Origin of the sequence: Stenotrophomonas chelatiphaga (assembly GCF_032054965.1) — a bacterium.
In the GTDB taxonomy this organism is placed as follows: Bacteria; Pseudomonadota; Gammaproteobacteria; order Xanthomonadales; family Xanthomonadaceae; genus Stenotrophomonas; species Stenotrophomonas chelatiphaga.
Genome location: NZ_DAMBRS010000001.1, coordinates 790725 through 805702, shown reverse-complemented (window position 1 = coordinate 805702; position 14978 = coordinate 790725). Strand labels below are relative to the sequence as shown.

Below are 14978 nucleotides of genomic sequence, written 5' to 3'. Positions count from 1 at the left end.
GGGAAAAACCGTGACGTAGGACACGGTGGTATTCCAGCATATCGGCAAGATCCTGTTTTCCTGAACCCCATTGCAGCGTCCCGCTGCGGGGCGCCTTGGATGGCTGCATCGGTGGCGCCGCGCCGTGCGCGCAACCAGGCGGTGACGGCCAGCGGCCGTCACTACCGGCTGGGGTCAGCCCGCCAGCTCGCGCAGCCGCCGCATCACGGCGGTTTCGCTGCCATCGTCGTGCAGCCGGAAGCGCGCCACGGCCTCGGCAAGCCCCGCTGCCTGCGATCCCATGGCATGGGTGGCCGCGGTCGATGCTTCGACCAGGGCGGCGTTCTGGCGGGTGTTGGCGTCCATCTGGGTGATGCTCTGGCTGACCTGTTCGATGCCGGCACTCTGTTCCTGCGATGCCGCGGCGATCTCGGCCATGATCTGGTTCACCTGCTGCACCGACTGCACGATGTCGCGCATGGTCGAGCCGGCGCGCTGCACCAGCGTCGAACCGTGCGCCACCTTGTCCACCGAGTCTTCGATAAGGCCCTTGATCTGCTTGGCCGCTTCGGCCGAACGCTGGGCCAGTACGCGCACTTCGGAGGCGACCACCGCGAAGCCACGGCCCTGTTCACCGGCACGGGCGGCTTCCACGGCGGCGTTCAAGGCCAGGATGTTGGTCTGGAAGGAAATGCCGTCGATCACCGAAATGATTTCAGCGATGCGACGCGAGGCGTGTTCGATGTCGCTCATGGTGGTGACTACGTTGCCCACCACCTCGCCGCCGGAGGCCGCCACGTCGGCCGCGCCGCTGGCCACGCGGTTGGCGGTGCGTGCGTGTTCGGCGTTCTGCCGCACGGTGGCGGTCAGCTCTTCCATCGTGGCGGCGGTTTCTTCCAGGCTCGCCGCCTGCTGTTCGGTCCGGCTGGCAAGGTGCCCGTTGCCCTGGGCCAGGCCGGCAGCGGTGCCATTGATATGGGTGGACGCGTCCTGGATGCTGCCGACGATGCTGGTCAGCTGGGCGATGGTGGCGTTGGCATCGTCGCGGATGCGGCCGAACACACCGTGGAAATCGCCTTCCATGCGTGCGGTGAGATCGCCCTGCGACAGCGCCGACAGCAGTGCGGAAATCTGTTCGATGCTGGTGGCGTTGGCATCCATCAGAGCGTTGAGCTGCTGGGCCAGCTGCAGGAAGAAGCCCTCCTTGCCTTCGCAGGCCACGCGGCCGCTGAAGTCACCGTTGGCGGCCGCCTGCACGATGCGTTCAAGCTCGGCTTCGACCTGGGCTTCAAGCGTGCGGTCAGCCCATTCCACCACGAAGCCCTGGCGCTCGCCCTGGTCGCTGACGATGGGGTTGACGATCAGGCGCAGCAGCCGGCCACCGACGCGGATCTGTGCGCGGTAGGTGGTGGACAGCGTATCCAGCAGCTTGGCCTGGTGGGCCGGGTTGCGGTGGAAGATGTCGATGTTCTGGCCGATCAGCTGGCTGGCATCGAACTGCGGCAGGTCCCGGCGCAGGTCCGATTCGGCCACGGAGAGCATCTGCTGCAGCGGACGGTTGACGAACACGATGTTGCGCTCGCGGTCGGCGATCATCACGTTGGTGGTGACGTCATCCAATGCGGTGCGGATGCGCAGGGTGTCGGCCAGCGCGGCCTGTTCGCGCTGGCGCCGCTGCAACAGCTGGGTACTGGTCTGCACCAGGGTGCGCGCCAGGGATTCGGCCGGGAACTGTTCGGCATGGATGCCGGCGGGCAACGGCTGGTCGGCGGCCACGCCGCGCGCCAGTGCGGCCAGTTGCCGCGGGTCGTGGCCGAGCAGCAGCAGCTGGCGGCGCATCTGGATCGCCATGACCGACAGCAGCGCGGTTTCCACCACGACGTAGCTGGCATGCAGGGCGAGGATGCCGATGCCGCTGCCGGCACTGAACACCGGGTAGGGCAGGCCGCGGTGTTGCAGGTAGAAGAACAGCACGTGGTGCACGGCGATGGCCGCGGCAGCCACCACCAGCGGCAGCCAGTCGCGGTAGTACAGCAGCAGGGCGATCAGCACGATCACGGTGAAGTGGGTTTCCAGCAGGCCGCTGGTCTGGTGGATCAAGGTGGCGGCCTGCACCATCCAGGCCAGCGCGACGGTGCAGCGCGACAAGCGCGTGCCCGGCAGCAGGCGTACCTGCGCGGCGACCACCAGCAGGGTGGGCAGGCTGATGGCCAGGAACGGGGTCCAGGCACCGGCGCGCAGCGCCAGCCCCATCGACACCAGCGCCAGCAGGGCGCTGACGCCGAGGAACAGGCGATCGGCTTCTGCGGTCAGGACCTGCAGGAAGGGAAGTTTTTCGTGACCTGCGAACGAATCAGCGGTACGTGGCGTGGTGGACATGCGCAATGCTCCTTCTGGCATGAACAGCGGCTTGGTGATTCAACGGCGGTCGGTGGGGGCGACGCACAGGGGAATGGGAGAATCGGCGTGCTGGTACCACAGCGCCGGTGCTGCCCAGCCCATCCAAAGGCCGAGCAACAGCAGGCCGACCAGCGCGCGGGGGAAGCGCTGTCGGGGCACGGCGACGTCAGCGGAAGCGTCCATCGGCAGACCGGGCGGTGTGGTGAGTCCAGTAACGGCCGTGACGGGACGAACTTGACCTGTGCGTGATGGGAGTGTGACGGCGCGCACGGATTGTCCCGAAATCGGGCTGGGTGGCTGCGTAGGTGTGTAGCTGCGGGCTGGGCCGGGCGGTGGGGCTGATCGGGGGACGGCAGAAGCCGCATCCTGCGGGCCTCGTTTCGCGCCATCCATGGCGCTCAACGCCCCCGCCCAGCCCCCCCGCCCGGCCCTCTGACAGGTTCCGGTGGCTGCCGGGCCGCGGAATGAAAAATAAAAAACAAAGGCAGGGGCAAGGGCTGGGGCCCCAGGCGCCATGGATGGCGCGAAACGAGGCCCGCAGGATGCGGCTTTTGCCGTCCCCCGCCAAGCCGCCTCGCCCCGCCAGCTCGTCAACTGCTGTGGCGCTTAGAACTCCTGCCAGTCGCCGTCGCCGGCGATGACGGGCTGCCGCACTGTCGCGCGGCGGGTGGCCGGGCGCGGGGGGGCTGCGGGCGGCTTCGCCGGTGCGGCCACGTTGGGACGTACGCCGGGCGCAGCGCCCTTGGCCGGCGCGCTGTCGGCCAGCCGGAACTGGGCCACCGCATCGGTCAGCTGCATGGCCTGCTCTTCCATCGAACGTGCCGCGGCGGTGGCTTCTTCCACCAGCGCCGCGTTCTGCTGGGTGGTCTCGTCCATCTGCACCACGGTCTGGTTGACCTGTTCGATGCCGGCCGACTGTTCCTGCGAGGCCGCGGAAATCTCGGCCATGATGTCGGTCACGCGCTGCACCGAGGCGACGATCTCGCCCATGGTGGCGCCGGCCTGGTGGACCAGTGCGGAGCCATCGGCGACCTTGCCGACCGATTCGTCGATCAGGCCCTTGATCTCCTTGGCCGCTGCCGCCGAACGCTGCGCCAGGGTGCGCACTTCGCTGGCAACCACTGCGAAGCCACGTCCCTGGTCGCCGGCGCGTGCTGCTTCCACGGCAGCATTCAGCGCCAGGATGTTGGTCTGGAAGGCGATGCCGTCGATGACCGAGATGATCTCGGCGATCTTCTTCGACGACGCTTCGATCGCCGACATGGTGGTGACCACCTCGCTGACCACCGCACCGCCCTGGCTGGCGACACCGGCTGCGCCGATCGCCAGCTGGTTGGCCTGGCGGGCGTGCTCGGCGTTCTGGCGCACGGTGGAGGTCAGTTCCTCCATCGAGGCCGCGGTCTCTTCCAGATTGGCCGCCTGCTGTTCGGTACGGCGCGAAAGATCATTGTTGCCGGCGGCGATCTCGCTGGCGGCGCCACGGATGCTCTGTGCCGACACCTGGATGCTGGACACGATGCCGGTCAGCTGGCCAACGGTGGTGTTGGCATCGTCGCGCATCAAGGCGAACACGCCGTGGAACTCACCGTCCATGCGTGCGGTCAGGTCGCCGGCCGCAATGGAGCGCAGCAGCTGCGACAGCTGGGACAGGTTGCCGTCGGCCACGTGCATCATGGTGTTGAGCTGTTCGATCATGACCTTGAAGTCATGCTGGAAGCGTTCGGCATCACCGCGCTGGCTGAAATCACCCACCGCCGCGGCCGACGCCAGTTGCTGGATCTGCGTGTTGATCGCCAGCAGGCTGCCCTTGGCCGCGTCCATCGATTCGTGCAGGAAGGCGCGGCTGGCCGGCAGGCGGCGCGCGTCCGGTTCCAGGTTGCCGATGGCGTACTGGTTCAGCACATCCACCGCATCGCGCAGTGCGTCGAGGTGTTCGAAGATGACCGTGTTGATGCCGTGCGCCAGCTCGCCATACACGCCCGGGAAGTCTTCCGGGATGCGGTGGCTGATGTCCGGGCCGGCGTGCATGTCCACCATCTGCTGGGTCTGCCCGGAGAAGCGGCGCAGGGTGGCGGTCATCGCCGCGGTGGCGGCCAGCATGCGGCCGGCTTCATCGGCACTGCTGGCCTGGGTGGTGACGCTGAGGTCGCCGCGTGCCACCGCCTGGATGGCCTGCACGGCCTTGCCCAGCGGTACGGTGATCGCGCGCGAGATGATCACCGCCAGCGTGGCCGCCACCAGCGACAGCAGCAGCATCGCGGCGATGATGGCGATCAGGCTGGTGTGGTGGGTGGCATTGGCATCGGCGATGCCCTGGTCCATCAGCGTGCCGCTGTAGGCGCTGAGCGCCTTCAGGTCATCGAACAGCTTGCGGCGAAGCGGACGCGACTGCTCGTCGGACACCTGCTGGGCCAGCACCGCATCGCCGCTGGCGCCGGCAGCGCGCAGCTGGACGTTGGCAGCGAAGTAGGCGGCCACGTCGGCCTTGACCTTCTGATACAGCTCGCGCTCTTTCGGGTCGGCGGGCAGCGCGGCGTAGGCCTCCAGTTCCTCATGCACCACCTTGGCGGTGGCGTCCATGCGCTTGTTGTAGTCGGCTACTTTTTCCGGCTGGTCCAGCATGGTCAGCTGGGCCATTTCATAGGTGCGGAACTCGCCCAGCTGGGAGCGGACTTCACCAAGGTGCTGCACCGACGGGATGGCATTGCTGGCCATGCCACGCAGCTGCTGGTTGGCCTCGGACAGGCGCAGCAGGGCGAAGCCGCCCAGCACGAGGGTCATCAAGGTGGTCAAGGTGAATCCCACCGCCAGCTTGCGGGCGATGGCGAGATCGGCGAACCACTTCATGCGGGTGCTCCAGGGCAGGGCAGGGCGCAGCGGCCACGCCGCTGGGCGATGTTGGAAAGGAAGCGGGACACGGCGGTGTGGGGGTCATCACGCCGTCTTTACAGATAGCGGCGAGGCGGCGCGGATCTGTAGCGCCGAGCCGTGCTCGGCGGAGAATTTTCCAACAGTGCGCCGAGCCTGGCTCGGCGTTACCGTTGTTCGTGGATCAGGCGGCCTGCGGGACCCGCAGCGAGCGCACCAGCCCGCCGATGTCGACGATCAGTGCCACCCGGCCATCGCCAAGGATGGTGGCGCCGGATACCCCGCCGATGCGGCGGTAGTTGTTCTCGATGTTCTTCACCACGACCTGCTGCTGGCCGACCAGTTCGTCCACTTCCAGCGCGATCTTCTGGCCATCGCCTTCCACCACCACCACCAGCGATTCGTCGCTGTGGCGCTGGCCGTAGCCGTAGTACTCGCTCAGCGAAAGGATCGGCAGGTATTCGCCGCGCACCCGCAGCACGCGCCCTTCGCCGGCCATGGTGCGGATGTCGCTGGCCTGCGGCTGCAGGGCTTCCAGCACGTAAGCGAGGGGCAGGATCAGGGTTTCGCCGGCCACCGATACGGTCATGCCGTCCAGGATCGCAAGCGTGAGCGGCAGGCGGATCAGCGTGCGCGTGCCCATGCCGGCGCGGCTTTCGATCTGCACTTCGCCGCCCAGTGCCTGGATGTTGCGGCGGACCACGTCCATGCCCACGCCGCGGCCGGACAGGTCGGTCACGGCATCGGCGGTGGAGAAGCCCGGCTGGAAGATCAGGTCCCAGACCTGCGCATCGGTCGGGTTTTCCGGCACGGCCAGGCCGCGTTCGGCAGCCTTGGCCAGGATCCGGTCGCGGTTCAGGCCGTGGCCGTCGTCGCTCACTTCGATGACGATGTGACCGCCCTGGTGGGATGCGGCCAAGGTGATGGTGCCGGTTTCGTCCTTGCCCGCGTTGCGGCGGAACTCCGGCATTTCCAGCCCGTGGTCGATGGAGTTGCGCACGAGGTGGACCAGCGGATCGGCGATCTTCTCGATCAGCCCCTTGTCCAGTTCGGTACCTTCGCCGATGGTCTTCAGCCGTACCTGCTTGCCGAGGCGGGTGGACAGGTCGCGGACCAGGCGCGGGAAGCGGCGGAACACCGCATCCACCGGCAGCATGCGCACGCCGATCACCGCTTCCTGCAGGTCACGCGTGTTGCGCTCCAGCAGGTCCAGGCCGGCGAACAGGCGCTCGGCATGGGCCGGATCGATATGGTTGGACACCTGCTTCAGCATCGCCTGGGTGATGACCAGTTCGCCGACCAGGTTGATCAGCGCATCGACCTTGTCCACGCTGACGCGGATGGAGGATTCGGCTTCCTGCGCCGGTGTCGCGGCGGCCGTGGCCGGCGCAGCGGTGGCAGGCGCTGCAGCCGCCGCCGGGGCGAGCTCGACTTCGACAGCCGGTGCGCTGGTGGCCAGGCTGGGCGGTGCGACCGGACGGATGTCCAGCTCGCAGTCGTCGACCACCCAGGCGAAGGTATCTTCGATCTGGCTGCGCTTGATCTTGCCGATCAGGCCCAGATCCCACGCGAGGTGGGCCTCGAACGGATCCAGCTGCTCGAAACCGGGCAGGCGCTCGAGGCGTGCCTGCACCTGCAGCGGGCCAAGGTGTTCCAGTTCGCGGATGATGCGCAGCGGATCATTGCCGCTCATGAACATCGACGGCGCCGGAGTGAAGCCGATCTGCCAGGCTTCCGGCTCCGCTTCGGCGACGACCGGGGCCGCCGCGCTCGCTGCTGCCGGGGCCTGCCCGGACAGGATCGATTCCAGTCGCGCCTTCATCGCCGCGACCGCGGCCGGGTCGGCCTGCACGCCGTGTTCGGCTTCGCGCAGCAGGGCGCGCAGCACGTCCACCGAGGCCAGCATCGCATCCACCGCATTGGCTTCCAGCGCGCGCTTGCCGGCGCGCAGCTCGTCCAGCAGCGTTTCCAGCACATGGGTCAGCGCGGCGATCGCATCGAAGCCGAAGGTGCCGGCGCCGCCCTTGATCGAATGCGCTGCACGGAACACCGAGTTGATGATCTCTGCATCGTGCTGGCCGGATTCCAGGGTCAGCAGTCCGGCTTCCATGGCGTCCAGCCCTTCGCGGCTTTCCTCGAAGAAGGTGGCGTGGAAACGTTGCAGGTCCATGCTCATGTCAGGTGTGTTCCAAGGGCGGGCGCGGGGGACGGGATGGCGTGGGCGATCAGCCCAGGACCTTCTGCACGGTGGCGATCAGCTGTTCGGGGTTGAACGGCTTGACCAGCCAGCCGGTGGCACCGGCGGCCTTGCCTTCGGACTTCTTGTCCGCGGCCGATTCGGTGGTCAGCATCAGCATCGGGGTGAACTTGTATTCGGCCAGCTGGCGCAGTTCGCGGATCAGCGAGATGCCGTCCATGTTGGGCATGTTGACGTCGGTGACCACCGCGTTGAAGCGTTGGCCCTTGGCCCGGCCCAGCGCGACGGCGCCGTCCTCGGCTTCTTCGACGGAAAACCCGGCCGAGGTGAGGGCGAAGGAAACCATCTGGCGCATCGACGCCGAGTCGTCCACCACCAAGATACGTGCGCTCATGCCGCGTTCTCCACAGATTTCAGGTTGTCATGGGATACAGCCAGGCCGAGGGCCTGGGTGACGCCGAGCAATCGCGCGGCGTCGGTGAAGGTTGCGGTGCTGCCGCTGAATTCCGTGTGCAGTCCGGCACCGCGCCGGCCCTGCACGAACGCGCACAGGACCTGCATGGCGGCGGTGTGGATACGGCCCACCCGGCTGGCGTCGAGGGTCAGCGGGTCGGCCGCGGCCAGCAACGGGGCCAGGCGGTTCTTCAGCTCGGTGCTGCTCTCGATGCCGAGATCTTCACCCAGGTCCACAGTGCTCATTGTTGCTCCGGACAAACGGTTCCAGACTTCATAGCGGCAATATCCGGGGAAGCTTTAGGGGTGGGTTGTTGTTTTCGCGGCCTCAGGGTGAAGCAGGAGCCTGGGGCGAGGGGGCGGGCAGGGTCAGGCAGGACCCGCCGTGAACCCATCCATGGGGGCTTGTGTTCGGCTCCTGCCTCACACAGTCCTGCCTGACCCTGCCCGCCCCCTCACTGACAGTCTGCGCTTGGGCCGCGGGGTGGGGGAGGGCAAGGCAAGGGCAAGGGCAAGGGCAAGGGCGCAGCGCTTGCCTCCAGCCTGGGCTGGTGTGTCAGTTCAGCAGCTGGGTGGCGTCGAGGAGGATCATCGGTTGCTGGTGGAGGCGGGCTACGCCGCGGAAGATGTCGTTGCTGATGCGGCAGATGCGGGCGGTGTCGGGGGGCTCTATCTGCGAGTCGCTGAGGTTGGTGACATCTTCCACTGCGGTCACGCGCAGGCCCATGATCTCGCCGTTTTCTTCCAGCACCACGATGCGGGTCAGGGCGTCTTCGCCGGCGGGGGCTCCGCCGAGATGGATGCCCAGGTCCATTACAGGTACCACCTGGCCACGCAGGTTCATGATGCCGAGCATCGCCGGGGCGGTGCCGCGCAGGGGCAGCAGCGGCACCGGCAGCACCACTTCCTGCACTTTCAGCAGTTCCAGTGCATAGGCCTGGCTGCCGCAGCGCAGCCGCAGCCAGCGCGAGCTGCGCTCGGTGGCGCGTCGTTGCGGGGATGACGCGTAGCCGCTCTGCCGGGCCTGTTCCTGCAGTTCCTGCCAGGTGCTGGGCGGGTTGGCGTTGGCTTGCGCCAGTGCCGGCACCGCGCGCGCCACGGTACGTGGCGGCAGGGCCGGCACCGCGGGGGGCATGGCCGGCGGCGGTGCGACGAGCGCGGCGATGGGATCGGCGGCGGCGGCGAAGGCCGCTTCCAGCGAAGGACTGTCCGCGTTGGTCAGCACTGCGCTGATCGCTTCACCGGTCTCATAGATGACTTCGTCCGGCAGGTCGTCCCAGGTGGGTTCTGGTTCCGGTTCCGGCGCCGTCTGCACGGCAGTCGGCGGCGCTTCGGCGGCGGCGTCGAAGGCGGCCTGCAGGCTGGCTTCGTCCATCAGCGCGGGGTCTTCGCTGCTGGCCGGCCCGGTCTCGTAGACCACCTCGTCCGGCAGGTCGTCCCAGGTCGGTTCGCGTTCGGCGGTGGGCTCGGCGGCGGCGTCGGGAGCGGCTGCCACGGCCGTGGTGGCCTGCGGTTCGGCGACCGCCGTGGTGGCCTCGCCCAGCAGCTGTTCCAGGTAATCGTCCAGCACGGTTTCGTTGTTCATGCGGCCTGCTCCAGTGCACGCGCATCGTCGGCCAGGATCCAGTCCAGTGCACGGCGGTAAGCGGCCAGGCCGCGGCCCGGATAATCGTCCCCCTCCACCGGCGCCATCAGCGTGGCGGCGTTGCTCATCCGCGTATCCACCGGGATCGCGTCTTCCCAGACACGCGTGCCATGGCTGTCCTGCATCTGCCGCAGGCTTTCGTTGCCGGCGCGGGTGCGGCGGTCGAACAGGGTCGGCAGGATCGACATCGGCAGCGGGCGACGACGCGAACGTTCAACCATCTCACCGGTGCGGACCATGCCATCCAGCCCGTGCAGGGCCAGCGGTTCGGCCTGGGTGGGGATGATCAGGCGATCGGCCGCGGCCAGCGCGTTGATCATCAACAGGCCGAGCGTGGGCGCGCAGTCGAGCAGGATGTAATCGTGACGCCCGGCGTGGCGTGCCAGCGCGTTCTGCAGCGACAGGCCCAGCCCGGGCTGGTTGGCGCTGCGCCGTTCCAGCGTGGCCAGCGCCGACTGCGCGCAGACGTGGTCCAAACCCGGGATGCGGCTGGCATGGCACAGCGTGGCCAGTTCGGCCGGCGGTGCGGCGAACAGTTCCAGCACGCCGGCCGGCGGCGGATCCAGCGGGATCCCGAACGAGCGGGTCAGTGATGCATGCGGGTCGAGATCGATCAGCAGCACACGGTGACCCGACGCGGCCAGTTGCCGGCCCAGCGCCAGGGTGGTGGTCGTCTTGCCGACGCCGCCCTTCTGGTTGGCGATTGCCCAGATGCGCATCGGTCTACTCCTTCATGGCGGGGGTGACGGCGGCGCCGATCGGGCTGCCGGCCGCTGCAGGCGCACGCGGCGCCTGCGGGGTGGGGGGTAAGGAAATCGGGGTGATCGGCGCGGGCGCAGCGCTGCCGGTGGAGGCATTGAGCCGCTCGCTGATCGGGTCCACGCCGTGCGTGGTGTCGGCCAGGATGATCACCATCACGCGCCGGTTGCGGTTGCGGCCGACGGCGCTGGCGTTGTCCTCGCGCGGGCGGAATTCGCCGTAGCCGACCATCGCCAGGCGCGCCGGCTGCAGGCCCTGGTCGGCGAACAGGTGGACCACGCTGGCGGCACGCGCGGCCGACAGTTCCCAGTTGGAAGGAAACTGCGCGGTGGCGATCGGCACGTTGTCGGTGTGGCCTTCCACGCGCACGCTGTTGGGTACATCGCGCAGCACGCCGGCGAGGGTGGACAGGGTGTCGCGCGCCTGCACGTCCAGCACCGAGGCGCCGGTCGGGAACAGGATGTCGCTGTTGATCTCCACTTCGATCCACAGCTCGGTGCGGCGCACGGTGATCATGCCGCGGTCGATCAGCGGCGCCAGCGTGGCGGTCAGCCGGTCGGCGATCGCGTTGAGCTGGCGCTCGGCCTGCTTGAGCTGGTCCTGGTCACGGAAAGAGACCGGTGAGCGCATCTGCGATGCCATTGCCGGGAGCAGCGACGGATCGTTGGCCGGGGCCGGCGCGGAGGGTCCCACGCGGCTGCCGGCGTTGATCACCGACGGCGCATCCCAGCCGCCGCCCTTGACCTGGTTGCTGCCGACCTGCACCGGATTGAGGGTGCGCGGGGCCGAACCGAAGGCGGTGCTGAGCGCGGCGGCGACCACGCGGTACTTGCCTTCGTTGACTGAAGAGATCGCATACATCACCACGAAGAAGGCAAGCAGCAGCGTCATCAGGTCGGCGTACGGAATCGCCCAGGCCTCATGGTTGGCATGCTCTTCGTGGTGCTTGCGGCGGGCCATGTCAGTGCAGGAACCCGCTCAGGTTGGATTCGATGTTGCGCGGGTTCTCGCCCAGCGCGATCGAGATCAGGCCTTCGATGGCCATCTCGCGGTCCCGGGTGTTGTGCGCGATCACGCTCTTGAGCTTGGCCGACACCGGCAGGAACAGCAGGTTGGCCGAGGCGATGCCGTAGATGGTGGCGGTGAAGGCCGCGGCGATGCCATGGCCGAGCTTGCTCGGATCGGCCAGGTTCTTCATCACGGCGATCAGGCCCAGCACCGCGCCGATGATGCCCAGGGTCGGTGCATAGATGCCCATCGCCTCGAACACCTTGGAGGCGGCCAGGTCCTTGTGTTCCTGACTGCTCAGTTCGATCTCCAGCATGTGCCGGATGGTTTCCGGCTCTACGCCGTCGACCAGCAGTTGCAGGCCCTTGCGCAGGAACGGGTCGGACTGCGCTTCCACCTGTGCTTCCAGGCCCAGCAGGCCCTGGCGACGGGCGATGTTGCTCCATTCCACGATCTGGGTGATCAGCTGGCGGCGATCGCTCTGGGGCGGGCGGATCACCCAGCGCACGATGGTGAAGGCATGCTTGAACACCGCCGGAGCGGTGTGCAGCAGGATCGAAGCAAGGGTGCCCACGATCACGATCACGAACGCGGCCGGCGACCACAGCGACGCCAGGCCAGCGCCCTTGAGGATGCTGCCCCCTACCAGTGACGCCAAGGCGAGGAAGAGTCCTATGAGGCTGAGTCTGTCCATGGATCGGTTATCGGCCCGGTGCGGCGTGACTTGAGCTGGCGGCCGGCAGCGGGCCGACCGACGTCACAGTTTCAATTCAGTCGTGCGGGCTGCGAAGCCCGTCGACATCGAGGATCAGCGCCATCCGGCCGTCGCCGATCAGGGTGGCGCCGGCGTAACCGCGCAGTCCGCGCAGTGCCTTGGGCAGCGGCTTGATGACCACTTCTTCGCGGCCGCGCACTTGGTCCACGACCAGTCCGAAGCGCGCTTCACCGGCCTGCAGCACCACGATGGTCAGCAGGTTGGACTGCATCGGCTCCACGTCCAGCCACTGGCGCAGGTCCACCAGCGCAAGCGTATGCGAGCGACGGTCGAGCACCGCGCGGCCATCGAACCAGCCCAGCGAGGTGGCCGGCGCGTGCAGCACTTCCAGCACGCGCGCCAGCGGCAGCGCGTAGACGTCCTCGCCGGCCTGCACCAGCAGGGTGGGCAGGATCGCCAGGGTGAGCGGGACGCGGATCATGAAGCGGCTGCCGCGGCCCAGTTCGGACTGGATCTGGATCTGTCCGCTGAGTTCGCGGATGCGCGACTGCACCACGTCCATGCCGACCCCGCGACCGGAGATGTCGGTGACCTGGGCCTTGGTGGAGAAACCGGGCAGGAACACCAGGTGCAGGCATTCCTCGCTGCTCAGGCGGGCGGCGGCTTCCGGATCGATCAGGCCTTTTTCGCGCGCCTTGGCGCGCAGCCGTTCCGGATCGATGCCGGCGCCATCGTCCTGCACTTCGATGCTGACATAGTCGCCTTCCTGCTGTGCCGAAAGGCGGACGTGGCCACTGCGCGGCTTGCCCTGTGCTTCACGCAGGTCGGGCATTTCCACGCCGTGGTCGATGGCATTGCGGACCAGGTGCACCAGCGGGTCGGCCAGTGCTTCGACCAGGTTGCGGTCCAGCTCGGTTTCCGCGCCGACCAGTTCCAGCTCGACTTCCTTGCTCAGCGAGCGGGCCACGTCGCGGGCGACCTTGGGGAAGCGCGAGAACACCTTGCCGACCGGCTGCATGCGGGTCCGCATCACCGCCGACTGCAGCCGTGCGGTGGCGATGTCCAGGGTGGAAACGGCGCGGTCGAGCTCTTCATCGCGCAGGCGCGCACGCAGGGTCTTGAGCCGGTTGCGCGAGAGCACCAGTTCGCCGATCAGGTTGACGATGGCGTCCAGGCGCTTGGTATCCACGCGCACGGTCTGTTCGGCTTCGGCCAGCGGCTTGGCGGGCCTGGGTGCGGCGGCCGCCGTGGCCGCAGGTGCACGCGCGGCGGCCGGGGCGGCCTTGGCCGGTACCGGCGCAGGCGCAGCGGCCACCGGGGCAACGGCCTGGGCGCCGGGTATGGCACCGCCGTGCAGCTGGTCGAGCAACGCTTCGAATTCGTCTTCGCTGATCATCGCATCGGCGGCCTTGGCAGCCACCGCGGTGGGGGCGCCGCCCCCATGCAGCTGGTCAAGCAGGGCTTCGAATTCGTCATCGCTGATCAGCGATGGATCGCTCGACGCCGCGGCGGTGCTGGCCGGGGCCGCGCCGACGTCGAACTGGGCGATCAGGTCCGGCGGGGCATGCCCGGGTTCTTCGCCGGCCGACACCGAATCGAGCATCGCCTGCAGGTAGTCCAGCGACTGCTGGCCGGCATCGAAGTGATGCGGCTGCAGCGTGGCCTGGCCGGCACGCACCAGCCCGAGGGTCTCTTCGGCGGCGTGGCACAGTTCGACCATGGCGGTGATGCCGAGGAAACCGGCGCCGCCTTTCAGCGTGTGGTAACCGCGGAACACCGCATTGAGCTGCGCGCTGTCCTGCGGGTCCTGTTCCAGGGTGACCAGCTGCTCGCCGAGACGATCAAGGATTTCCTGCGCCTCGATGATGAAGTCGGCAGCGATGTCGTCGGCGATTCCACTCATCGTCAGAGCCCCAGGTCGGACAGCAGGTCGTCGGCGTCGTGCTGGGACACCGCATGGCGGTCCACGCCGTGTACCGCCGGCCCGGCCAGCGCCGGCTCATGGCGGCCCTGCTGGCGCTGCGCCTGCAGTTCCGGCGGCAGGCCCAGTGCACCGAAGCCTTCGTGCACGCGGCGCACGATGCCGACCACGCGGCGGATGATCTGCCCGGTCAGGTCCTGGTAGCTCTGGGTCAGGGCGATCTCGGTCAGGTTGTGGCGGATGCGCTCGAGCGCCTGCTGCTGCTCCAGCAACGGCAGGGCCTCATCATCGAGGCGGGCGGTCAGGGCGCGGCATTCCTCGGTCAGGTCCAGGGTGCGGTGGGTGGCCTGTTCGGTCATCGTCACCACGTGGTCCAGGCGCGCGCAGGCATCGTCCAGCTCACCGGCATCGGTGCTGACGGTGGGCAGCTCGCCCAGTGCCTGGCCGAGCTCGCGCGCCAGCCGTGACAGGCCTGCCATCATCGGCTGGGTGCGTGCCGCGGCCAGGGCGTCGATCTGCACGCGCCAGCCGCCCTCGTCGCCGGCTTCCAGCGCGGCAAGCGCTTCCTGCAGCCGCTGTACCAGCCAGGCCTTGTCCATCGGTGCGTCCATGACAACGGCCATCAGGCGCTCGCCGCCAGGCGTTCGAAGATCTTGCCGAGCTTCTCCTGCAGGGTCAGTGCGGTGAACGGCTTGATGATGTAGCCGTTCACCCCGGCCTGGGCCGCTTCGATGATCTGCTCGCGCTTGGCTTCGGCGGTGACCATCAGCACCGGCAGGGTCTTCAGCCGTGCATCGGCGCGGATCGCCTTCAGCAGCTCGATGCCGGTCATCACCGGCATGTTCCAGTCGGTGACCACGAAATCGAAGGGCTGGCTCTGCAGCATGGCCAGCGCGGCATGCCCATCTTCGGCTTCGGCGGTGTTGGTGAAGCCGAGGTCGCCGAGCAGGTTCTTGACGATGCGACGCATGGTCGAAAAGTCGTCGACGATCAGGATGCGCATGTTCTTGTTCAAAGCTTGATTCCTCTTGGG

At 68.0% G+C, this 14978-nt stretch carries 13 protein-coding genes; all 13 read right to left on the bottom strand.

What is annotated here, in order from left to right:
- Positions 1-174: 174 nt before the first annotated feature.
- The 13 genes from RTX79_RS03920 to cheY all read right to left on the bottom strand — a co-directional run bounded on the left by RTX79_RS03920 (position 175) and on the right by cheY (position 14960).
- A complete protein-coding gene (locus RTX79_RS03920) occupies positions 175-2358 on the bottom strand; it encodes a methyl-accepting chemotaxis protein (RefSeq protein ID WP_312681981.1) in 2184 nt (727 codons plus the stop codon).
- A gap of 39 nt (positions 2359-2397) precedes the next feature.
- On the bottom strand, positions 2398-2562 hold the full coding sequence (locus tag RTX79_RS03915; RefSeq protein WP_161809860.1) for a hypothetical protein: 165 nt from the start codon (positions 2560-2562) through the stop codon (positions 2398-2400).
- 423 nt (positions 2563-2985) lie between these two features.
- A complete protein-coding gene (locus RTX79_RS03910) occupies positions 2986-5226 on the bottom strand; it encodes a methyl-accepting chemotaxis protein (RefSeq protein WP_312681978.1) in 2241 nt (746 codons plus the stop codon).
- A 205-nt stretch (positions 5227-5431) separates the two neighbouring features.
- Positions 5432-7423, bottom strand: coding sequence for a chemotaxis protein CheA (locus tag RTX79_RS03905; protein WP_057687395.1), 1992 nt, complete (start codon positions 7421-7423; stop codon positions 5432-5434).
- 49 nt (positions 7424-7472) lie between these two features.
- A complete protein-coding gene (locus RTX79_RS03900; RefSeq protein ID WP_042613857.1) occupies positions 7473-7838 on the bottom strand; it encodes a response regulator in 366 nt (121 codons plus the stop codon).
- Positions 7835-8143 (bottom strand): STAS domain-containing protein, encoded by a 309-nt coding sequence (locus RTX79_RS03895; RefSeq protein WP_057687396.1) that lies wholly within the window; start codon positions 8141-8143, stop codon positions 7835-7837. The genes RTX79_RS03900 and RTX79_RS03895 overlap by 4 nt, the downstream gene beginning before the upstream one ends.
- Before the next feature lie 310 nt (positions 8144-8453).
- The gene (locus tag RTX79_RS03890) at positions 8454-9482 is read right to left on the bottom strand and encodes a chemotaxis protein CheW (protein WP_312681972.1); all 1029 of its coding nucleotides are present in this window, start codon (positions 9480-9482) and stop codon (positions 8454-8456) included.
- A complete protein-coding gene (locus tag RTX79_RS03885) occupies positions 9479-10261 on the bottom strand; it encodes a ParA family protein (RefSeq protein WP_123698776.1) in 783 nt (260 codons plus the stop codon). Before RTX79_RS03885 ends, RTX79_RS03890 begins: the two co-directional genes overlap by 4 nt.
- A gap of 4 nt (positions 10262-10265) precedes the next feature.
- Entirely contained in the window at positions 10266-11261 is a 996-nt protein-coding gene (gene motD / locus RTX79_RS03880; RefSeq protein WP_309685319.1) for a flagellar motor protein MotD, read from the bottom strand.
- Between the two features lies 1 nt (position 11262).
- Positions 11263-12003, bottom strand: coding sequence for a flagellar motor protein (locus RTX79_RS03875; RefSeq protein WP_057508268.1), 741 nt, complete (start codon positions 12001-12003; stop codon positions 11263-11265).
- A 76-nt stretch (positions 12004-12079) separates the two neighbouring features.
- Positions 12080-13927: a chemotaxis protein CheA gene (locus RTX79_RS03870; RefSeq protein ID WP_312681967.1), complete on the bottom strand. Its 1848-nt coding sequence runs from the start codon at positions 13925-13927 to the stop codon at positions 12080-12082.
- Between the two features lie 2 nt (positions 13928-13929).
- A complete protein-coding gene (locus tag RTX79_RS03865) occupies positions 13930-14568 on the bottom strand; it encodes a protein phosphatase CheZ (RefSeq protein WP_185000272.1) in 639 nt (212 codons plus the stop codon).
- Positions 14568-14960 (bottom strand): chemotaxis response regulator CheY, encoded by a 393-nt coding sequence (cheY, locus tag RTX79_RS03860; RefSeq protein ID WP_057508265.1) that lies wholly within the window; start codon positions 14958-14960, stop codon positions 14568-14570. The genes RTX79_RS03865 and cheY overlap by 1 nt, the downstream gene beginning before the upstream one ends.
- Positions 14961-14978 lie beyond the last annotated feature (18 nt).